At 71.8% G+C, this 20778-nt stretch carries 19 protein-coding genes; 6 read left to right on the forward strand and 13 right to left on the reverse strand.

Features of this window, described 5'->3' with window-relative positions; genetic code table 11:
• Positions 1-2: 2 nt before the first annotated feature.
• Positions 3-998, reverse strand: coding sequence for a deoxyribose-phosphate aldolase (gene deoC, locus ACWGJY_RS18925; RefSeq protein ID WP_453261987.1), 996 nt, complete (start codon positions 996-998; stop codon positions 3-5).
• Between the two features lie 212 nt (positions 999-1210).
• Here deoC and ACWGJY_RS18930 point away from each other — a divergent pair, with 212 nt between their 5' ends.
• Positions 1211-1843, forward strand: coding sequence for a PH domain-containing protein (locus ACWGJY_RS18930; RefSeq protein WP_453261949.1), 633 nt, complete (start codon positions 1211-1213; stop codon positions 1841-1843).
• A 72-nt stretch (positions 1844-1915) separates the two neighbouring features.
• Here ACWGJY_RS18930 and ACWGJY_RS18935 read toward each other — a convergent pair whose 3' ends face one another.
• The 3 genes from ACWGJY_RS18935 to ACWGJY_RS18945 form a co-directional block, all read right to left on the reverse strand.
• On the reverse strand, positions 1916-3610 hold the full coding sequence (locus ACWGJY_RS18935; protein ID WP_453261950.1) for a phospho-sugar mutase: 1695 nt from the start codon (positions 3608-3610) through the stop codon (positions 1916-1918).
• A gap of 324 nt (positions 3611-3934) precedes the next feature.
• A complete protein-coding gene (locus tag ACWGJY_RS18940; protein ID WP_453261951.1) occupies positions 3935-4756 on the reverse strand; it encodes a purine-nucleoside phosphorylase in 822 nt (273 codons plus the stop codon).
• A gap of 202 nt (positions 4757-4958) precedes the next feature.
• Positions 4959-5396, reverse strand: a complete 438-nt coding sequence (locus ACWGJY_RS18945) for a gamma-glutamylcyclotransferase (RefSeq protein WP_453261952.1) — start codon at positions 5394-5396, stop codon at positions 4959-4961.
• Between the two features lie 168 nt (positions 5397-5564).
• On the opposite strand from ACWGJY_RS18945, the gene ACWGJY_RS18950 reads away from it, so the two are divergent.
• Positions 5565-7010, forward strand: coding sequence for an NAD(P)H-quinone dehydrogenase (locus ACWGJY_RS18950; RefSeq protein ID WP_453261953.1), 1446 nt, complete (start codon positions 5565-5567; stop codon positions 7008-7010).
• Positions 7011-7312: 302 nt separating this feature from the next.
• Positions 7313-8296, forward strand: coding sequence for a DeoR/GlpR family DNA-binding transcription regulator (locus ACWGJY_RS18955; RefSeq protein WP_453261954.1), 984 nt, complete (start codon positions 7313-7315; stop codon positions 8294-8296).
• A gap of 125 nt (positions 8297-8421) precedes the next feature.
• On the opposite strand, the gene ACWGJY_RS18960 is transcribed toward ACWGJY_RS18955, so the two are convergent.
• Positions 8422-8979, reverse strand: coding sequence for a TetR/AcrR family transcriptional regulator (locus tag ACWGJY_RS18960; RefSeq protein ID WP_453261988.1), 558 nt, complete (start codon positions 8977-8979; stop codon positions 8422-8424).
• 433 nt (positions 8980-9412) lie between these two features.
• Between ACWGJY_RS18960 and ACWGJY_RS18965 the strand changes: the two genes are divergently transcribed.
• Positions 9413-10597, forward strand: coding sequence for an alpha/beta hydrolase (locus tag ACWGJY_RS18965; RefSeq protein WP_453261955.1), 1185 nt, complete (start codon positions 9413-9415; stop codon positions 10595-10597).
• Positions 10598-10680: 83 nt separating this feature from the next.
• Here ACWGJY_RS18965 and ACWGJY_RS18970 read toward each other — a convergent pair whose 3' ends face one another.
• A complete protein-coding gene (locus ACWGJY_RS18970; protein WP_453261956.1) occupies positions 10681-12450 on the reverse strand; it encodes an acetyl/propionyl/methylcrotonyl-CoA carboxylase subunit alpha in 1770 nt (589 codons plus the stop codon).
• 507 nt (positions 12451-12957) lie between these two features.
• Between ACWGJY_RS18970 and ACWGJY_RS18975 the strand changes: the two genes are divergently transcribed.
• On the forward strand, positions 12958-13449 hold the full coding sequence (locus tag ACWGJY_RS18975; protein ID WP_453261957.1) for a hypothetical protein: 492 nt from the start codon (positions 12958-12960) through the stop codon (positions 13447-13449).
• A 93-nt stretch (positions 13450-13542) separates the two neighbouring features.
• Here the strand turns inward: ACWGJY_RS18975 and ACWGJY_RS18980 are convergent, their stop codons facing one another.
• From ACWGJY_RS18980 to ACWGJY_RS19010, 7 genes are all read right to left on the reverse strand, one after another.
• On the reverse strand, positions 13543-14121 hold the full coding sequence (locus ACWGJY_RS18980; protein ID WP_453261958.1) for a DJ-1/PfpI family protein: 579 nt from the start codon (positions 14119-14121) through the stop codon (positions 13543-13545).
• A gap of 216 nt (positions 14122-14337) precedes the next feature.
• Positions 14338-14469 (reverse strand): hypothetical protein, encoded by a 132-nt coding sequence (locus ACWGJY_RS18985; protein ID WP_453261959.1) that lies wholly within the window; start codon positions 14467-14469, stop codon positions 14338-14340.
• Positions 14470-14632: 163 nt separating this feature from the next.
• Complete coding sequence (locus ACWGJY_RS18990) at positions 14633-15247, reverse strand: nucleoside triphosphate pyrophosphatase (RefSeq protein ID WP_453261960.1); 615 nt, start codon at positions 15245-15247, stop codon at positions 14633-14635.
• Between the two features lie 49 nt (positions 15248-15296).
• Positions 15297-16781, reverse strand: a complete 1485-nt coding sequence (locus ACWGJY_RS18995) for a peptidoglycan D,D-transpeptidase FtsI family protein (RefSeq protein WP_453261961.1) — start codon at positions 16779-16781, stop codon at positions 15297-15299.
• A 141-nt stretch (positions 16782-16922) separates the two neighbouring features.
• Positions 16923-17051: a morphogenic membrane protein MmpB gene (mmpB, locus tag ACWGJY_RS19000; RefSeq protein ID WP_453261962.1), complete on the reverse strand. Its 129-nt coding sequence runs from the start codon at positions 17049-17051 to the stop codon at positions 16923-16925.
• Between the two features lie 124 nt (positions 17052-17175).
• On the reverse strand, positions 17176-17388 hold the full coding sequence (locus ACWGJY_RS19005; RefSeq protein ID WP_453261963.1) for an acyl-CoA carboxylase epsilon subunit: 213 nt from the start codon (positions 17386-17388) through the stop codon (positions 17176-17178).
• A gap of 40 nt (positions 17389-17428) precedes the next feature.
• A complete protein-coding gene (locus tag ACWGJY_RS19010) occupies positions 17429-19018 on the reverse strand; it encodes an acyl-CoA carboxylase subunit beta (protein ID WP_453261964.1) in 1590 nt (529 codons plus the stop codon).
• Between the two features lie 131 nt (positions 19019-19149).
• Between ACWGJY_RS19010 and ACWGJY_RS19015 the strand changes: the two genes are divergently transcribed.
• The gene (locus ACWGJY_RS19015) at positions 19150-20052 is read left to right on the forward strand and encodes a biotin--[acetyl-CoA-carboxylase] ligase (RefSeq protein ID WP_453261965.1); all 903 of its coding nucleotides are present in this window, start codon (positions 19150-19152) and stop codon (positions 20050-20052) included.
• Positions 20053-20778: the final 726 nt, after the last annotated feature.

The following is a 20778-nucleotide window of genomic DNA, read 5'->3' on the forward strand; positions in this document are numbered from 1 at the left end:
CCTCAGTCCACCGTGACGTAGTCGGGGCCGGAGTAGCGGCCGGTGCTGAGCTTCTGGCGCTGCATCAGCAGGTCGTTCAGGAGGCTGGAGGCGCCGAAGCGGAACCAGTCGGCGGTCAGCCAGGGCTCGCCGAGCGTCTCGTTGACCATCACCAGGTACTTGACCGCGTCCTTGGTGGTACGGATGCCGCCGGCCGGCTTCACCCCGACCTGGACGCCGGTCGCGGCGTGGAAGTCGCGGACCGCCTCCAGCATCAGGAGGGTGACCGGCGGGGTGGCGTTGACGGCGACCTTGCCGGTCGAGGTCTTGATGAAGTCGGCACCCGCGAGCATCGCCAGCCAGGAGACCCGGCGGACGTTGTCGTACGTCTGGAGCTCGCCGGTCTCGAAGATGACCTTGAGGTGGGCGGCCGTGCCATCGGGGCGCGCGCAGGCCTCCTTGACGGCCTTGATCTCCTCGAAGACGGCCGTGTAACGCCCGGAGAGGAAGGCGCCGCGGTCGATCACCATGTCGATCTCGTCGGCGCCGGCCGCGACCGCGTCCCGGGTGTCGGCGAGCTTGACCGGCAGCGCGGCCCGGCCCGCCGGGAAGGCGGTGGCGACGGACGCGACACGGATGCCGGAGTCGCCGAGCGCCTCCTTGGCCGTCGCGACCATGTCCGGGTAGACGCAGATCGCCGCGACCTTGGGGGCGGTGCGGTCGGTGGGGTCGGGGTGGATGCCCTTGGCGCACAGCGCCCGGACCTTGCCCGGGGTGTCCGCGCCTTCGAGGGTCGTCAGGTCGATCATCGAGAGGGCGAGATCGATGGCGTACGCCTTCGCCGTTGTCTTGATCGAGCGGGTGCCGAGGGTGGCGGCGCGGGCCTCGAGGCCGACCGCGTCGACGCCCGGGAGGCCGTGGAGGAAGCGGCGCAGCGCACCGTCGTCGGCGGTCACGTCCGCCATTGACGCCAGACGCCCCGCGGCTTCCTTGCCGTATGCGGGAACAGTGATGGGCATGGTCACGAGGGGAGCATATCTACGCGCGTAGCACCATGTCATCCCCCTCAACCGTCCAAATCCGGCCGGACCGGAGGGCACGGAACGGACAACATGCCCGGTGGCGGGAGCGGACGCGGCCGCATCCGGTGCCGGATGCGCGTGGCGCCCCGCGTGCGAATGATGCCGTAACGCAATGTCCGGCATCCGGACGGTCGGGCAGAATCGGCGTCATGACGAGCCAGGACCGGTCCACCCCGCCCCAGCAGCAGTACGCGGAGCGCAGCTACCGCTCGCCCGCGGCCCTCGCGGGCGGCGCACTGCTCCTCCTGCTCGGAGCCTGGCTCGGCGGCGACGCGCTGCTGCGGGGCGCCCCGCACACCAAGCTCCTGGCGGTGTTCGCGCTGCTCCTCGGGGTGCCGCTGGTGGTTGCCTACACCCTGCGGCCGCTGGTCAGGGCGGGCGAGGAGCGGCTGACGGTGCGCAATCCGTTCCGTACGATCACGCTGCCGTGGGGCGCCGTGGAGACGCTGCGCGCGGCGTTCTCCACCGAGGCGGTCACCGACGCCGGCACGTACCAGCTGTGGGCCATCCCCGTCTCGCTGCGCCAGCGCAAGAAGGCCGGCCGGCAGGCGCGGCGCGGAGCCGTGTCCGGGCCCCGCTTCGGGCTGCACGCCGGTGCCGGCGATGCGGGCCCGGTGCCGCGCGCCATGGCCGACCAGGCCCTCGAAGAGCTCCGTGAGGTCAAGGAGCGCGCCGCGGCCCGCGCGGGCGCCCAGGGCGAGCCGGTGGTGCGCTGGGCCTACGAGATCATCTCGCCTGCCGTGGCGGGCGCGGTCGGGCTGGCCGTGTTGGCGGTGCTGTAGGCGTCGGGGCGTCGGGTACGTCACCGCCCGCGCCGCGCCGCCCCGCTTCTCGGATCCCTGCCCGTCGCCTTCTCAGATCCCTGCCGCCGCCGACACGTCCCGCTTGAGGGACGCCAGCGTCGCGGCAGCCTTCGACCGGGCCTCGGGCAGTGCCCCGGGCGAGGCCACCGGCACCACGACCTCCAGATAGCACTTGAGCTTGGGCTCGGTGCCGCTGGGCCGGACCACCACGCGGGCGGCCTCGATACCGGCCTGTGGCGACCCGGAGAGGTAGTAGCGCAGCCCGTCGGTCGGCGGCAGCGCCGGGGTGCCCCGGTTCAGGTCGTCGGCCCGGGTCACGGTCAGGCCCGCCAGCGCGGCCGGCGGCTGCGCGCGCAGGGTGCGCATGGCGTCGGCGATCAGCGACAGATCCTCGACCCGGACCGAGAGCTGGTCGGTGGCGTGCACCCCGAATTCCAGCGCGAGGTCGTCGAGCAGGTCGGTGAGGGTGCGCCCGGCCTGCTTGAGCTCCGCGGCCAGCTCGGTGATCAGCAGCGCGGCGGTGATGCCGTCCTTGTCGCGGACGCCCTCCGGGTCGACGCAGTAGCCGAGCGCCTCCTCGTAGGCGTAGCGCAGGCCGTCCACCCGCGCCAGCCACTTGAAGCCGGTCAGCGTCTCCTCGTACGGCAACGCAGAGGCGGCCGCGATACGGGACATCAGCTGGGAGGAGACGATGGTCGTCGCGAAGGTGCCGCAGGCGCGCTTGCTCACCAGATGGGCGGCGAGCAGTGCCCCGACCTCGTCGCCGCGCAGCATCCGCCAGCCGTCCGCCGTCCCGGGGTCGGGGACGGCGACGGCGCAGCGGTCCGCGTCGGGGTCGTTGGCGATCACGATGTCGACACCGGAAGCACCCTGGTCGCGGGCGGTGGCGAACGCGAGGTCCATCGCGCCCGGCTCCTCCGGGTTGGGGAAGGCGACGGTCGGGAAGTCCGGGTCCGGTTCGGCCTGTTCCGCGACGATCACCGGGGCCGGGAAGCCGGCCCGTGCGAAGGCGGCGACGAGGGTGTCCCGGCCGACCCCGTGCATCGGCGTGTAGACGATCTTCGTGTCCCGGGGGGAGCCGGGGGTCAGCACCGCGTCCGTACGCGCCAGATAGGCGTTCAGGACCGCCTCGTCGAGGGTTTCCCAGCCGGCCTCGGGGCGCGGCACACCGGCCAGCGGGCCGACCGCGGCGATCTCGGCGGCGATCTCGCCGTCGGCGGGCGGCACGATCTGCGAGCCGTCGCCCAGGTAGACCTTGTAGCCGTTGTCGCGCGGCGGGTTGTGACTGGCGGTGACCTCGACGCCGGCCACCGCGCCCAAATGCCGTATCGCGAAGGCCAGGACCGGGGTGGGCAGCGGGCGCGGCAGCACCGCGGCGCGCAGGCCCGCGCCGACCATCACGGCCGCCGTGTCGCGGGCGAAGTCGGCGCTCTTGTGGCGGGCGTCGTAGCCGACGACGACCAGCCCGGCCCCGTCGCCCTGCGCCTTGAGGTGGGCGGCGAGACCGGCCGCCGCCCGGATGACCACGGAGCGGTTCATCCGCATCGGGCCCGCGCCCAGCTCACCGCGCAGCCCGGCGGTGCCGAACTGGAGGGTGCCGGCGAACCGGGCGGCCAGCTCGGCCGCGATCCCGTCGTCGGCGGCGGCCTCGATGAGCTTGGACAGCTCCTCCCGGGTCTCCGGGTCGGGGTCCTCGGCCAGCCATGCCTGGGCCCGGTTGATCAGCTCCGCGGGATCGGTAGCCACGTGATGCTCCTGACGGTGAATACGGGTGGGGGCGCGCTGAGGACAGCTGCCGGGGAGGAGGCCTCTCGGCTCGTCACGCATACCCATGACGCGCGTACGGGCAGCCGCAGAACCGGCCAATACCACTGGATGGCAGCGCGCGGGGTACGGGCAGCGCGCGGGATACGGCGGCGCCGCGCGGCGGTGCGGTCCGGCGGCCGGCGGCGGGGCCGCCGTGGTGGTGCCGGCGGCGGGGCGGCCCGGCGGGTGTCGCGCACCCGCCGTGGCCGTCGTCCGCCGCCGTCCCGGTGTCGTGGCGCCGGGACGCCGGGACGCCGGGACGGCTCAGAGCTTGCCGAGCACCTGGGCGAGCAGGCTGCCCATCCGGGTCGCGGAGTCGCGGCCGGCCTGCAGGACCTCTTCGTGGTTGAGCGGCTCGCCCGTCATGCCGGCGGCGAGGTTCGTCACCAGCGACAGCCCGAGCACCTCGGCGCCGGCCTCGCGCGCCGCGATGGCCTCCAGGACCGTGGACATGCCGACCAGGTCGGCGCCCAGCGTCCGGATCATCTTGATCTCGGCCGGGGTCTCGTAGTGCGGGCCGGGGAACTGGGCGTAGACGCCCTCCTCCAGGCTCGGGTCCACCTCCTTGCACAGCGCGCGCAGCCGCGGCGAGTACAGGTCCGTCAGGTCGACGAAGTTCGCGCCGGCGATCGGGGAGGTGGCGGTCAGGTTGAGGTGGTCGCTGATGAGGACCGGCTGGCCGGGGCGCATGCCCTCGCGCAGGCCGCCGCACCCGTTGGTGAGCACGATGGTCTTGCAGCCGGCCGCCGCGGCGGTACGCACGCCGTGCGCGACCGCGGCGACACCGCGGCCCTCGTAGTAGTGGGTGCGGCCCAGGAAGACCAGCGCCCGCTTCTCGCCGACCCGGTACGAGCGGATCGTGCCGCCGTGTCCTGCGACGGCCGGCGGCGGGAAACCGGGCAGCTCGGTGACGGGGAATTCCTGCTCGGGCGCGCCCAGGGCCTCGGCGGCCGGCGCCCAGCCGGAGCCCATCACCAGGGCGACGTCATGGTTCTCGGCGCCGGTCAGCTCACGCAGACGGGCGGCGGCGTCGGCGGCGGCACCCTGCGGGTCGCGCGCGATGTCCGGGGTAACAGATGCGTTCACGCGGACGAGGGTAGCCGCTCATCCCCTACGCGCGTAGATGCCGCTGCTCACGGTACCGGATCGTTGTCTTGTGGCTTCTGCTGAATGTGTCGTCCCGGGCGCGGCGCGGCGGCCGTACGGCGGTGCGCCCGGCGCGGCACCCGCTACGGCGCGGCCGCCCGCGCACCCGGGCGGTGCGCCCGGCGCGGGCCGCCGCCGTCCGTCAGCAGGGCCGCTTGCGCAGCTCCATCACATAGTCGTGCGGTGCGCCCGCCGACTCCGCGGCATCCGCGATCTCGCCCAGGTAGCGGGCCGACGGCAAGCCGCCCTCATAGCCGTTGAGGACATAAATCCACGCCGTCTCGTCGCCGTCGAGGGTGTGCGCCCGCACCCGCATCCGGCGGTAGATCTCCAGGCCGACGCCCTCCCATCGGTCCATGGACTCCTCGTCCATGGGCGCGATGTCGTAGAGCGCGACGAAGAGCTGGGAGCCGGGGTCCTCGACGACCGTTGCCAGCGCGCCTTCCCAGCCCATCTGCTCGCCCCCGAAGGTGAGCCGCCAGCCGTCGAGCCAGCCGGTGCCGCGCAGCGGCGAGTGCGGTGCGCGGCGGGACATCAGCCGCGCGTCGAGGTTGCCGGCGTACGCGGCGTAGAGCGACATGGTTCCGAGGGTACGGGAGGTTGCCCGTCGGGCCGGTGGTACCGGCGGTTCGCACAAGAAGCCTGGCAGGGCGCACCCCGGTTGCCCGTAAGGGACAGGCGCACCCCGGTTGCCCGTGAGGGACACAGCCCGCCCCCGGGCGAGAGCGACGTACGGGCGTGCGGGACAATGGAGTACGTGACTCGGATCGTGATCATCGGTGGCGGACCCGGCGGATACGAAGCGGCCCTGGTGGCCGCCTCTCTCGGCGCGGAGGTGACCGTCGTCGACTGCGACGGTCTGGGCGGGGCGTCGGTGCTCACCGACTGCGTGCCGTCGAAGACTCTTATCGCCACGGCCGAGGTGATGACCACCTTCGATTCGTCGTACGACGAGCTCGGCATCATCGTCGAGGACGACACCCCGTACAACGAGCGGCCCGCCCGGGTCGTCGGCGTCGACCTCGGCAAGGTCAACCGGCGGGTCAAGCGGCTCGCGCTCGCCCAGTCGCATGACATCACCGCCTCCGTGACCCGGGCCGGCGGCCGGGTCATGCGTGGCCGCGGCCGGCTGGAGCCGGGCCAGGCGCCGGACGGCTCCCGCAAGGTGACGGTCACCGCCGCCGACGGCACGACCGAGGGCCTGATCGCGGACGCGGTGCTGATCGCCACCGGCGCGCACCCCCGCGAGATCCCGGATGCGCTCCCCGACGGTGAGCGGATCCTGAACTGGACGCAGGTCTACGACCTCGACGAGCTGCCCGAAGAGCTGATCGTGGTCGGCTCCGGTGTCACCGGTGCCGAGTTCGCCGGCGCCTACCAGGCGCTCGGCTCCCGCGTCACCCTCGTCTCCTCCCGTGACCGCGTGCTGCCGGGCGAGGACCCGGACGCGGCCGCCGTGCTGGAGGACGTCTTCCGCCGCCGCGGCATGAACGTCATGTCGCGCTCGCGGGCCCAGTCCGCCAAACGGGTCGGCGACCGCGTCGAGGTCACCCTCGCCGACGGCCGCACGATCTCCGGTACGCACTGCCTGATGGCGGTCGGCTCCATCCCCAACACCGAGGGCATCGGCCTGGAAGCGGCCGGCGTCAAGCTCAAGGACTCCGGGCACGTGTGGACCGACAAGGTCTCCCGCACCAGCGCCCCGGGCGTGTACGCGGCGGGCGACTGCACCGGTGTCTTCGCGCTGGCGTCCGTCGCCGCGATGCAGGGCCGGATCGCGATGTACCACTTCCTCGGCGACTCGGTCACGCCGCTGAACCTCAAGACGGTCTCCGCGAACGTCTTCACCGACCCGGAGATCGCCACCGTCGGCTACTCCCAGGCCGACGTCGACAGCGGCCGGATCGACGCCCTGGTCGTGAAGCTCCCGCTGCTGCGCAACCCGCGCGCCAAGATGCAGGGCATCCGCGACGGCTTCGTGAAGCTGCTCTGCCGCCCCGGCACCGGCATCGTCGTCGGCGGTGTGGTCGTCTCCCCGCGCGCCAGCGAGCTGATCCACCCCCTCTCGATCGCGGTCGACAACAACCTGACCGTCGAGCAGATCGCCAACACCTTCACGGTCTACCCGTCGCTGTCCGGTTCGATCGCCGAGGTCGCCCGCCAGCTGCACATCCGGAAGACGGCCGGCGAGTAGCCGGCCAGGAGGCCATCAACGCACGGCACCGGCCGGTCGATTGGAACCTTTGTGCCACCGGTGAGCATTTGGGATGAAACGTCCCTGAAGCGACGGGTGGCCGGTCCGCCCCGGCCGGCCGCCGCCGCAGAGGCCGTGCAGGGCGGCTGACCAGGCGGCAAGCAGGTCACGCCGCGCGGCAGTTCGACATCCGCACGACATATGCATACCGCATACCACGTCACGCTCCGCGGTGTGAACAACTTCCGTTAATTGGTGCAACCTGCTGAAAACAGACGGTCGTTGGCGTTACTGTCAGTTTCGTGTTCGCTGCAGAACGTCGCCAATTGATCCTTGAAATGGTGCGCGCCAATGGAGCCGTATCGCTCCGGGAGCTCGCCCGCGTCGTCCAGACCTCCGAAGTAACCGTACGACGGGACGTGCGGGCGCTGGAGGCAGAAGGGCTGCTCGACCGCCGCCACGGCGGTGCGGTCCTGCCGGGAGGCTTTACTCGCGAATCCGGATTCCCACAGAAATCCCATCTAGCGACCGCGGAGAAAACGGCCATTGCCGATCTCGCGGCCGGCTTCGTCGAAGAGGGTGAGGCCATTGTCGTCGGTGCGGGAACGACCACCCAGGAGCTGGCCCGCCGGCTCGCCCGGGTCCCCGGCCTGACCGTCGTCACCAATTCCCTGCTGGTCGCCCAGGCGTTGGCCCATGCCAACCGCGTCGAGGTCGTGATGACCGGCGGCACCCTGCGCGGCTCCAACTATGCGCTGGTCGGCAGCGGTGCCGAGCAGTCCCTCCAGGGCCTGCGGGTGTCCCGTGCCTTCCTGTCGGGCAGTGGTCTGACCGCCGAGCGCGGGCTGTCCACCTCCAACATGCTCGCCGCCAGCGTCGACCGGGCGCTGGTACAGGCGGCGGGGGAGGTGGTGGTGCTCGCCGACCACACCAAGCTCGGTTCCGACACGATGTTCCAGACCGTGCCGACGGATGTGATCACGCGGCTCGTCACGGACGAGCCGCCGGGCCATGACGACCGCGCCGCCACGGAGCTGCAGGCGCTGGCCGACCAGGGCGTGCAGATCGCCGTCGCCGGCGGCCCGGGTGCGGGCCGCGGACCGGGACAGCCCGGGATGGACGGCGCGGGGGAGCGCAGAGGCCCCCGGCGGGACGTCCCGCTGCCGGGTCAGCGGCGCAGCCATGCGCCGGGCGGCGGGGGCGGCGGACCACAGCTCCGCTCGGCCGCCTCCCTGTCCGAGGCCTCGGGCGGCCGGGTCGCCGATCTGGCGCCGCGCCGCCGCTGAGCGCAGGAGCCGGTGGCGCGTCCGACGGGCGCGCCACCCCGGCCCCGGGTGCCGGGGCCGCCCGGCGGTGCTCCGTGGCGTCCGTCAGGAGCGCCGCCGGGCCTCCCTCAGCCGCCGGGCCTCCCTCAGCGGTGCCGCTCGCCCTTCAGCCCGCTCAGGGTGAGCGTCAGCAGCCGGTCGGCGAGCTGGGGGTCGTCCGGGGATTCCTCGACGGCCAGCGCGATGCCGTTGGTCAGCTGCATCAGATCGCTGATGCTCACATCGGGGCGTACGGCTCCGGCCTGCTGGGCACGGGACAGCAGCGCGCCGCCGGCCTCCCGCATCGGCACGCTGCACCGCGCCATCCCTGAGCTGTCGTCCGCCGACGCCGTCATCAGCGCGCGCGACAGCCCGCGGTAGGTGCTGGCGTGAGTGATGATCGCGCGCAGCCATTCGACCAGCGCGGCGCACGGCTGCGGCGCGTCGGCGAGCTCCCTGGCGTGCGCCAGCAGGGCGTCCACCTCGCCCTGGAAGACCGCGCCCATCAGGGCGGTCCGGTTGGGGAAGTGCCGGTAGAGGGTGCCGATGCCGACGCCGGCCCGGCGCGCGATGTCTTCCAGTGACGTGTCCGTGCCGTGCTCGGTGAAGGCTGTACGGGCCTCGGTCAGCAGCCGCTCGTAATTGCGGCGCGCATCGGCCCGCATGGGGCGCACCTCCTGCGGCCGCGCCGGTGCGGACGCCACCGGCCCCTGCGTCGTCTGCCGCTGCCCTGCCGTCTCGGTCGCCATCGCCGTCCTCCCTCGACCCGGCCGGTTGCGGCCCGGTGGCTCCAGGATGCCATTGCGCCCGAGGGCGGTGTTCCGGTGCCGGGCGGACGGGGCACCAAAGTGGCTCTCCGGGTGTCCGTGAACCGTCCCGCCGGCCCGGTCGGTGGCCGTCCGGCGGACCGGGCGTGAAGTCCCGGCATACCTCGGTGGTCGCGCGGCCGAACACCTCGGCGGTGCGGCAACGCCGGGTCGTGCGGAGACATCAAACCAGGCGCAAGGAGGTCTTCCGGGGTCTTCCGGAGACAAGGGAATACGTCGTGACGGACCGCCGGGGGAGCGGAGCGCGGCGGGGAACACCTGGGGAAGAGTCATGGGACTGACCAGCCGACCGCTGTTCTACGCCCTGGCCGCGCTCGCCGTGGTCTGTGTGGGGCTCACGCTCTGGCTGTGGCCGCGGTTCGCCGGGCGCGGGCCGCGGGCGCTGCTGGGACGGCTCGGCTCGATCGCGGCGACCCAGCTGACGATCGTGGCGGCGCTCGGTCTTGCGGTGAACGCCAATTTCCAGTTCTACGGCTCCTGGCACGAGCTGCTCGGGCTGTACGACGACGCCCCGGCCGCCGTCGGCAAATGGGGTGACGGGGGGACGGCCGGGCCCGCCGGCGACCCGTCGAAGGGCCTGGTGCAGCCGTCGGGGGCGGACGGCCTGGACAAGGTGCACGGTCTGCCGAAGGGCGCACCGTCGATGGCGGGCAAGGTCGAGTCCGTACGGATCGTCGGCAAGCGGACCCGGGCCGTGGACCCGGCGTACGTCTATCTGCCGCCGCAGTACTTCCAGCCCCAGTACGCGCGCCAGCGGTTCCCCGTCGTCGTCGCGCTCAGCGGCTACCCGGGCGGCACCTTCCTGCTGGGCCAGCATCTGCGGCTGCCGCAGACCGCCGCGCAGCTGATCCGGGAAGGCCGGATGCAGCCGACCGTCATTGTGATGCTGCGGCCGACCATCGCGCCGCCGCGCGACACCCAGTGCGTCGACGTGCCAGGCGGCCCGCAGGCCGAGACCTTCTTCGCCCGCGATGTGCCGGACGCGCTCAAGTCCCATTACCGGGTCGGCCACGACCCCGGCGGCTGGGGTGTGATGGGCTACTCCTCGGGCGGCAGCTGCGCCCTCCAGCTCGCCATGCGGCACGACCGTACCTACACCTCGGCGGCCGCCCTCTCGCCCGACTACAAGGTCAGCAACGACCCCACGACCGGCAACCTCTTCGGCGACGGCCGGGACCGGGGACGCCGCCGCCAGGAACACGACCTGATGTGGCGGCTGCGGCATCTGCCCGCTCCGCAGGTGAACGTCCTGGTGGGCACGAGCCGTACCGGCGAGAAGAACTACCCCGCCGCACGGGCCTTCCTCGGTGCCGTCAGGCCGCCGATGAAGGCGGACTCGATCGTCCTGGGCCACGGCAGCCACAACTTCGACACCTGGCGGCGCGAACTGCCCGCCGCGCTCCAGTGGATGAGCAGGTCGCTGAGCTTCCCGGAGGACGTGGTGGGGAACTCCTAGCGGCCCGGCCGCGCAGGAACGGACGAGGGGCTCCCGGCGGCTGGTGCCGGGAGCCCCTCGTGCGTCTGCGGGATGCCGTCGCGTCAGTCCTTGATCTCGCAGATCACGGCGCCGGACGTGAGGGCGGCGCCGACCTCGGCGGTCAGGCCCTTGACGGTGCCGGAGCGGTGCGCGTTGAGCGGCTGCTCCATCTTCATGGCCTCCAGGACGACGACCAGCTCGCCCTCGGTGACCTGCTGGCCCTCTTCGACGGCCACCTTGACGATGGTGCCCTGCATCGGGGAGGCCAGCGCGTCGCCGGAGGCGGCGCTGGACGACTTCTTGGCGGCCTTGCGCTTGGGCTTGGCACCGCCGACGACCGCGGCCCGCGCCAGCGGCATGCCCAGAGAGGACGGCAGCGAGACCTCCAGGCGCTTGCCGCCGACCTCGACCACGACCGTCTCGCGGGTGTCGGCCTCGGCCTCGTCCGCGCCCGGCGCGGCGAACGGCGGGATCTCGTTGACGAACTCGGTCTCGATCCAGCGGGTGTGGACCGTGAACGGGTCCGCGGAGCCGGTGAGTTCGGGGGTGAACGCCGGGTCCGTGACGACCGCGCGGTGGAAGGGGATGGCGGTGGCCATGCCCTCGACGGTGAACTCGCCCAGCGCACGGGCGGCGCGCTGCAGGGCCTGCGCACGGGTGGCGCCGGTGACGACCAGCTTGGCCAGCAGCGAGTCCCAGGCCGGGCCGATGACCGAACCGGACTCCACGCCCGCGTCCAGCCGCACGCCCGGACCGGACGGTGCGGTGAAGGTGGTGACGGTGCCGGGGGCCGGGAGGAAGCCCCGGCCCGGGTCCTCGCCGTTGATCCGGAACTCGAAGGAGTGGCCGCGGACCGCCGGGTCGTCGTAGCCGAGCTCCTCGCCGTCGGCGATCCGGAACATCTCACGGACCAGGTCGAGGCCGGTGACCTCTTCGGTGACCGGGTGTTCGACCTGGAGGCGGGTGTTGACCTCCAGGAAGGAGATGGTGCCGTCCTGGCCGACGAGGAATTCGCAGGTGCCGGCGCCCTCGTAGCCGGCCTCCTTGAGGATGGCCTTGGACGCGCGGTACAGCTCCGCGTTCTGCTTCTTCGTCAGGAACGGGGCCGGGGCCTCCTCCACCAGCTTCTGGTGGCGGCGCTGCAGCGAGCAGTCCCGGGTCGAGACCACGACCACGTTGCCGTGCTTGTCGGCCAGGCACTGGGTCTCGACGTGCCGCGGGCGGTCCAGGTACCGCTCGACGAAGCACTCGCCGCGGCCGAACGCGGCGACCGCCTCGCGCACCGCGGAGTCATACAGCTCCGGGACCTCTTCGAGGGTCCGGGCCACCTTCAGGCCGCGGCCGCCGCCGCCGAAGGCCGCCTTGATCGCGATCGGCAGGCCGTGCTCCTTCGCGAAGGCCACGACCTCGTCCGAGCCGGACACCGGGTCGGGCGTGCCGGCGACCAGCGGCGCACCGGCCCGCTGGGCGATGTGCCGGGCGGCGACCTTGTCGCCGAGGTCACGGATGGCCTGCGGGGGCGGCCCGATCCACGTCAGCCCCGCGTCCAGGACGGCCTGCGCGAACTCGGCGTTCTCCGACAGGAAGCCGTATCCCGGGTGGATGGCGTCCGCACCCGAATCGGCGGCGGCAGCCAGGACCTTGGCGATGTCCAGGTAACTGGTGGCAGGAGTGTCACCGCCCAAGGCGTACGCCTCGTCTGCCGCGCGTACGTGCAGTGCGTCCCGGTCGGGGTCGGCGTAGACGGCTACGCTTGCGATCCCCGCGTCCCGGCATGCACGGGCAACGCGAACAGCGATTTCGCCACGGTTGGCGATGAGCACCTTGCGCACGATGGGTCCTTCCTTGGCGCTTCGCCGTAACAAATGGATGCGGCGATTTTAGGGACTGGCGACACCGCGTGCCGACCCGTTCCCTGGGGTGAGCTTGCCCACACGGAGTGTGCTCGGGGCGCCAGTGAGGAACCTAAGTCCCCTGGTATCCCAGGGTAGGCCCGGATTCCTGGGCTCCGGCTCACGTCCCGGTGTGGCTTAGGTCTCGAACTTTGGACGTCCAGCGGATCGTCAATTCTTTGTGGAGTCCCTACGAATGGGCGAAGGAAACTTTGCGGGCGGCTCCGTCCGTCGGCGTGCCGCCACCCTCCCGCGCGCAGCCGTCACCACCCACCCGCGTACAACCCTTGCCCAGCTTTTACCTTCCGCCGAGCTCTTCCCGAGCAGGGGGGACTCCCCTGTAGCGTGCGCGATGTCCTGTACCCCGCGGTAACAGGGGCATCAGCGGCATCAGGCGTCCGCAGGACGCACCGGGCTCGGCAAACGCGGAAGTGGGTGGACGGGGTGGTGGCACGACGGCCGGTGGCGTTGGCCGCGGCGGTGGTACTGGTCCTGGAAGCGTTCGGGATCGTGCTGCTCAACTGGATTCTGAGCATTGTCGTGGACCGGCAGCAGATGTCCCTGGCCGGGCTGCAGCCGCGCGCGATGTCCACCGGCTCCTGGGTCGCCGGCGGCGTCTTCGGCCTCTCTCTGCTGTTCTGCGCCGGCGTCCTGCTCCGCAGCGCCCTGTGTGACCGCGCCCCCGCCGGCTTCCCCCGTATCGCCCTCATCGGCTGTGCGGTGGTGCACGGCGTCCTGGGCGCCTTCGCCGTCGGCCTGGTCGGCTGGGTCGCCTTTCTCGCGATGACGGTCGTGCTGGGGCTGCTGGTGCTGACCCTGGTGGCGTACGGGGAGGGCCGTCCGGGCGAGGCGCACGGGAGCAGCCAGGACACCCCGGACACCTCGAACTCTCCGGACTCCCTGAACGGAGCACCGCCCGCGGCTCCCACGTCCGCCTGACCCACCCGTGGCCCGCGCGGCGGTCCGGCCCGAACTCCCCCTGCCCCGGGCCGGACCCGCACCTGCCCGGGGCACCCGGCGGACCGGCGGGCCTCAGCCCTCCGCGGCCTTCTTCACCGGCGCGTGCTCCCGCAGTACGTCCATGAAGGCGCGCATCCACTCCGGCTGGTCGTTCCAGGCGCGGGCGGAGACGACCTTGCCGTCCACGACCGCCGGGCCGTCGACGAAGATCCCGCCGCCCATCGCCACATCGGGGGCGCAGGCCGGGTAGGCGGCGGTACGGCGGCCCTTGAGCACACCGAGGGGGGCCAGGGTGATGGCCGCATGGCAGATGTGTGCGACGGGCTTGTCGGTGTCGAAGAAGTGGGTGACGACGCGGCGGTAGTCGGAGTCGTTGCGCAGATACTCCGGTGCCCGGCCGCCCGGGAGCACCAGCGCGGCGTACTCCGCCGGATCGACCTCGGACAGTGCGAGGTCGGACGGCCAGGAGTGGCCCTCGCGCTCGACGTAGGTGTCGAAGTCGTCGACGAAGTCGTGCACCACGAACCGCAGTTTCTTCCGCGACGGGGCCGCGACCTGCGTCTCGTACCCCTCCTCCAGCATCCGCTGGTAGGAGTAGAAGAACTCCAGGTCCTCGGTGGCGTCACCGGCAATGATCAGGATCTTGGGCATGGTGCGGACTCCTCACGGTGGCATGCGGCCGGACCGGCCCGGCCGACCGGACCCATCCGGCCGGCCGGGCCGTATCGGATCCATCGGTTCCCCGCTCGGTGACGTCGAATGCGTCGTCCACCGCCACCTTTCCGGCCCGCCGGCGCGGAGAACGCCGCCTCGAACGCCCGTCCGCGACCCGGGCATCCGCGCGCCACTGCCGGGTACCGCCGGTGGTCACGCCGCGATGCCGGCCGCCTGGCGCCGTACGACATGGCCCTGCACCCCGTAGGTCACCGCCAGATAGAGGTCGAGCGTGGAGAAGCCCAGCAGTCCGGCCGTGGTCGTGCGATCGATCCACTTCTCCATCCCCCGGTACGCCGAGGACGGCCTGTGCCACGACCGGCGCCGTGGTGCGCACCGGCCGGGTACGCAACTGACGCCGGATGATCAGCGCCACGATCAGGGTGCCGACGACCGGCCCGGATATCCCGCTCACGCACGTTCCCCCGTACGGACAGTCCGTTGAAGCTCAGGTCCACAGATCCGTGATCGCCACGTCCAGGCCGGCCAGCAGCCGGCGCAGCAGCGGCAGGGAGAGGCCGATGACATTGCCGGGGTCGCCGTCGATGCCGTCGATGAAGGGCGCGGAGCGGCCGTCGAGGGTGAAGGCGCCCGCGACGAACAGCGGTTCGCCGCTTTCCACATAGGCGGCGATCTCGTCGTCGCTGGGCTCGCCGAAGCGGACCGTGGTCGAGGCGGTGGCGGAGACCTGGCGGCCGTCCGCCGTCGTGTCGATGACACAGTGGCCGGTCCGCAGGATGCCGGCGCGGCCGCGCATGGACTTCCAGCGGGCGGTGGCGTCCTCGGCGTCCGCGGGCTTGCCGAGCGCCCGCCCGTCCAGCTCCAGGACCGAGTCGCAGCCGACCACCAGCGCGCCGGCGGACTCCGGGCGGGCGGCGACGGCGGTGGCCTTCGCCTCGGCCAGTACGCGGGCCAGTTCGCCGGGTGTGGCGGCGGTGAGCGCGTCCTCGTCGACGCCGCTGACGACGACCTCGGGCGCCAGGCCGGCCTGGCGCAGCAGGGCCAGCCTGGCGGGGGACTGGGAAGCGAGGACGAGACGGCGGGGGCGGGGCTCTTCGGTCATGCCCGCCATCGTACGGAGCCCGGAGCCCGGGGCCGCGGGGGTGCCCGGACTACTTCTTGAGCACGGCCTCCATCACGGACTTCGCGATCGGGCCGCCCAGCTTGCCGCCGGCGATCTCCGAGCGGGGAATGTCCATGTTCTTGGGGTCGACGAAGACGGCGACCGCGACCGGGGAGCTGCCGTCGCTCTGCTTGGCGTAGGAGACGAACCAGGCGTAGGGCCGCTCGTCGTTGACGTTCGCGCCGTGCTGGGCGGTGCCGGTCTTGCCGCCGACCGTCACACCGTCGATCTTGGCCTTCGAGGCGGTGCCGTCGCTGACCGTGTACTCCATCATCTCCTGCACCTTCTTCGCGGTGTCCGGGGAGACGGCCTGGGACAGCATCTTCGGCTCGATCTTCTCGATCGTCGACAGATCGGGGCCGCGCAGCTCGTCGACGAGGTGCGGCATCATCACCTTGCCGTCATTGGCGAGGCCGGCGGCGACCATCGCCATCTGCATCGGTGTGCTGGTGAGGCTGCCCTGGCCCATGCCGGTCAGCGCGGTCTGCGGCTTGTCGAGCTGCTGGGGGTAGAGGCTCTTGCTGGCCAGCAGGTCCCCGAGGTCCTTGTCGTAGATGTCGGAGTTGAAGCCGAACTTCTCCGCGGTCTTGCGCATCTTGTCCCTGCCGACCTTCAGCGCGGTGTCGAGGAAGACGTTGTTGCACGACCACTGCATGCCGGTCTTCAGCGAGGCCTTGTCGCAGGGCGCGCCCGCAACATCGTTGCCGATCTTCGTCGTGCTCTGCGGCAGCTGGTACGGGGCGGCTGCGCCGGACGGGGCGTTGATGTCGGAGACCACACCGTTCTCCAGGGCGGCCGCCGCGGTGAGGATCTTGAAGGTGGAGCCGGGCGCATAGGTTTCGCGCAGCGCCCGGTTGCTCAGCGGCTTGTCCTTGTCATGGTCCAGCGCCGTGAACTTCGAGGCGTCGGCGTTGGAGATGCCGGCGAAGACCGACGGATCGTAGGAGGGGGTGGAGGCGAGTGCGAGGACGCGGCCGTTGCGCGGGTCGAGGGCGACCACCGCGCCCTTGGCGTTGAGGTCGGTCAGCCCCTTGTACGCGGCCTTCTGTGCATTGGGGTCGATGGTGGTGAGGACATCGGCGCCGCGCGGCTTCTCGCCGGTCAGGATGGCCTTGGCGCGCTTGAGGGCGAGCCGGTCGTCCTTGCCGCTGAGCGCCTTGTTGTAGATGCCTTCGAGGAAGGACGTGCCCAGGGCCTGCGAGGCGAATCCGGTGACGGGGGCGTACATCGGGCCGTCCTTGTACGTCCGCTTGTACTTGAAGTCGCCGGAGGTCGCCACCGAGCCGGTGATCGGCTTGCCGGCGACGATGATGTTGCCGCGCGGGTAGGAGAACGCCTCGATCTTGACGCGCCGGTTGTTCGGGTCGTTGGCGAGTGCGTCGCCCTGGACGAACTGGACCCAGGTGGCGCGGGCCAGCAGGGCCAGCACCAGCACCCCGCAGAAGACGGCTATATGCCTCAGCGGCCTGTTCATCGCTCCCCCACTCCCGGTCGGGCCCGTCGGGCCCCGGGCGGTCGCACGCCCGAATTGCTCTGTCGAGAGAGAAAGAGGTGATTTCAGCGCTGATGGTTGCGGGAGGGACGTGTGAGGGTTACCTCCCCTGGACGGGAACGGCTACCTCCCCGGGAGCAGAATCATCAGCGCCACCGCGACCACGGCCAGCACGATGCCCATTCTGCGGAGCTTGGCCTGCACGTCGCGCAGCTCCTCAGGAGGTTCATCGGGCGGATCTGACCACAGCATGTACCGATCGTGGGCCCGATACGCCCGTGGCGCCTGAGTACGCGTACTCAGGCGCCACGGTGCACAGGACTAGTCAGTGCATTATGCACCGACCTGACGGCCGGTCACGGCACGAGGCGGCCGGTCAATGCGGCCAGTAACTCGTACGCCAGGCCCGCGGGCCCGGGTGCGGCATACGCGCCCGCGCCGGAACCGTGGACGCGGGGTCCGACCACTCGGTGCCGCGATCCGGTCCGCCGGGCGCGACGGCAGCGGCAGCCGCCGCGCGGACCTGCACCACCGCCAGTGCGGCGGCCAGCTCCTCGGGTGTGGGATTGCCCCGTACGACCTTGATCATGGAGAACGGCTCCCTTCGCCGGTTCCGCTGGTTGTGCCGGTCAGAGCGGGATGTTGCCGTGCTTCTTCGGCGGCAGCGCCTCGCGCTTGTTGCGCAGCGTGCGCAGCCCGCGGACGATGTGCCGGCGCGTCTCGGACGGCATGATCACCGCGTCGACATAGCCGCGCTCGGCCGCGACATACGGGTTGAGCAGGGCGTTCTCGTACTCCTGGATCAGCTCCTGGCGCCGCTCGTCCTGTGCGGCCGGGTCCTCGATCGCGGCCAGCGTACGGCGGTGCAGGATGTTGACCGCGCCCTGCGCGCCCATGACGGCGATCTGCGCGGTCGGCCAGGCCAGGTTGAGGTCGGCACCCAGGTGCTTGGAACCCATGACGTCATAGGCGCCACCGAACGCCTTACGCGTGATGACCGTGATCAGCGGGACGGTCGCCTCCGCGTACGCGTAGATCAGCTTGGCGCCGCGCCGGATGATCCCGTCGTACTCCTGGTCCGTCCCCGGCAGGAACCCCGGCACATCCACGAAGGTGATCACCGGGACGTTGTACGCGTCGCAGGTCCGCACGAACCGCGCGGCCTTCTCGCTCGCCTTGATGTCCAGGCAGCCCGCGAACTGCATCGGCTGGTTGGCGACGATGCCCACCGAATGGCCCTCGACCCGTCCGAAGCCGGTCAGGATGTTTGGTGCGAACAGCGCCTGCGTCTCCAGGAATTCGTGGTCATCCAGGACGTGTTCGATCGCGACATGCATGTCGTACGGCTGGTTGGCCGAATCCGGGATCAGGACATCCAGCTCGCGGTCGGTGTCCGAGGTCTCCAGATCCGCCTCTTCCGGGAAGGCCGGCGGCTCGGAGAGGTTGTTGGACGGCAGGTAGGACAGCAGTCCCTTGACGTAATCGATCGCGTCCTTCTCGTCACCCGCCATGTGGTGCGCCACGCCCGAGGTGGTGTTGTGCGTCCGCGCGCCGCCCAGCTCCTCGAACCCGACGTCCTCACCCGTCACCGTCTTGATGACATCGGGACCGGTGATGAACATGTGCGAGGTCTGGTCGACCATGACCGTGAAGTCGGTGATGGCCGGCGAATACACCGCGCCGCCCGCACACGGGCCGACGATCAGCGAAATCTGCGGCACCACACCCGACGCATGCACATTGCGCCGGAAGATCTCCGCGAACAGACCGAGGGCGGCCACGCCCTCCTGGATCCGGGCCCCGCCGCCGTCGTTGATCCCGACGACCGGGCACCCGTTCTTGAGCGCGAAGTCCATCACCTTGACGATCTTCTCGCCGTAGACCTCGCCCAGCGACCCGCCGAAGATCGTGAAGTCCTGCGAGTAGACACAGACCGGCCGCCCGTCGACGGTGCCGTAACCGGTGACGACACCGTCCCCGTACGGACGGTTCTTCTCGATTCCGAAGTTGGTCGACCGGTGCCGCGCGAACTCGTCCAGTTCGACGAACGAGCCCTCGTCCAGCAGCAGATCGATGCGCTCCCGCGCCGTCAGCTTCCCCTTCGCATGCTGCTTTTCCACTGCACGGGCGGAACCGGCATGCGTGGCTTCTTCGACCCGCCGCTGCAGGTCCGCCAGTTTGCCCGCGGTGGTGTGGATGTTTGCTTCCGGCTCGGACATCGGGATGCGGCTCCTGCTCGTCCTGGACTGGTGCTCGTACTGAGGGTGGTACGGGTTTGGCTACCGATCCGTAGCGTATCGGCGGGACTGCTCAGCGGCACTGCGTCGTTGACCACACCTAGGCTGGTCCCATGACGCCTCAACCACCGGAAAACCGGGACAAAGATGCCGGTCGCTGGAGCGATCTGGGCCGCCCCCCGCTGAACGCCACGGCACTGCGCCGTGCTCTGCTGCGCCCCGGCTCGCTGTGGACCGCCCTGGACGTCGTCGGCGCCACCGGCTCCACCAACACCGACCTGGCGGCCCGCGCGGCCGAAGGGGAGACCGAGGGCGCCGTCCTGGTGGCCGAGGAACAGTCCGCCGGCCGCGGCCGCCTCGACCGCACCTGGTCGGCGCCCCCGCGCTCCGGCCTCTTCTTCTCCGTCTACCTCACCCCCCGGGTCCCCGTGGAGCGCTGGGGCTGGCTCCCGCTGCTCGCCGGAGTCGCCACGGCCACCGCCCTGTCCCAGACGGCCGGCGTCGACACGGCCCTCAAGTGGCCCAACGACCTGCTGGTGACTTCCGACGACTCCGACGCGCTCCGGCCCGGGGGGACCCTCACGGAACGCAAGGTGGGCGGCATCCTCGCCGAACGCGCCGGCCCCGGCGTCGTCCTCGGCATCGGCCTCAACGTCTCCCTCACCGCCGCCGAACTCCCCGTGCCCACCGCCGGCTCCCTGGCCCTGGCAGGCGCCCGCACCACCGACCGCGACCCGCTGCTGCGCGCCGTACTCCGCTCGCTGGAGCACTGGTACGGCGAGTGGCAGTCCGCCGACGGCGACCCCGCCACCAGCCGCCTCCAGGAGACCTACGCCGCAGGCTGCGCCACCCTGGGCCGCTCCGTACGCGCCGAACTCCCCGGCGACACCCGGATCACCGGGGAGGCGGTGGCCATCGACGCCGACGGCCGCCTGGTCCTGGCCACCGCCAACGGCGTACAGCAGCCCGTAGGCGCCGGGGACATCGTCCACCTGCGCCCCGCGACGGACACCTGACCCGAGCCGACGCACCAACGGGGAGCCGCCCGGTTCGGGGGGACAGGCGCGCGGTGGTGGTCATGGCGGGGCCGGTATGACACCGGTATCCGTGGCGGTGACCGGTATGACGGGACGGGCGTCCGGGACGGGGGCCGGACGCCGGCCGATATCTGTGACGGTGACCGGCGTGGCGGGAGGAAAGCCCGGGTCGGGGCCGGGCCGGGTCGGGGGCCGGAGGGCCGGAGGGCTGCCGGATCCGTGACGGTAACCCGTGTGGCGGGAGGGGGCCCGGGGCGGGGCCGGAGGGCCGCCGGATCCGTGACAGCAATCCGTATGGCGGGAGGGGGCCCGGGGCGGGGGTCGGAGGGCCGGAGGGCTGCCGATATCTGTGACGGCAACCCGTATGGCGGGACGGCCGCCAACGTCGGAGGCCGGAGGGGATGTCCCGTGCCCCGCCCGCAGGACCGGAGCGAACAACGGGGTGCCCATTCCACGTACCAGGGCCGCCCGCGCCGAGGACGGGGTACGGGGCGTCCCCTCCGGCCCCCCACCCACGACGCTTACGCGCGACGCCCGGCCGCCACCGGCCGACGGCAGAGGCACTCGGCCCAGCCACACCCAAGGGCGGCGGCGCCCACGGACAACCGGACCGGACCACCCACGGCACCACGACGAACGCCCGGACCAGGGCACCTGCGCCTCCCACCCTGCCCCACCTCACCCACCCCACCCGCCGCGCCGACA

This window comes from Streptomyces sp. NPDC054765 (assembly GCF_053612065.1).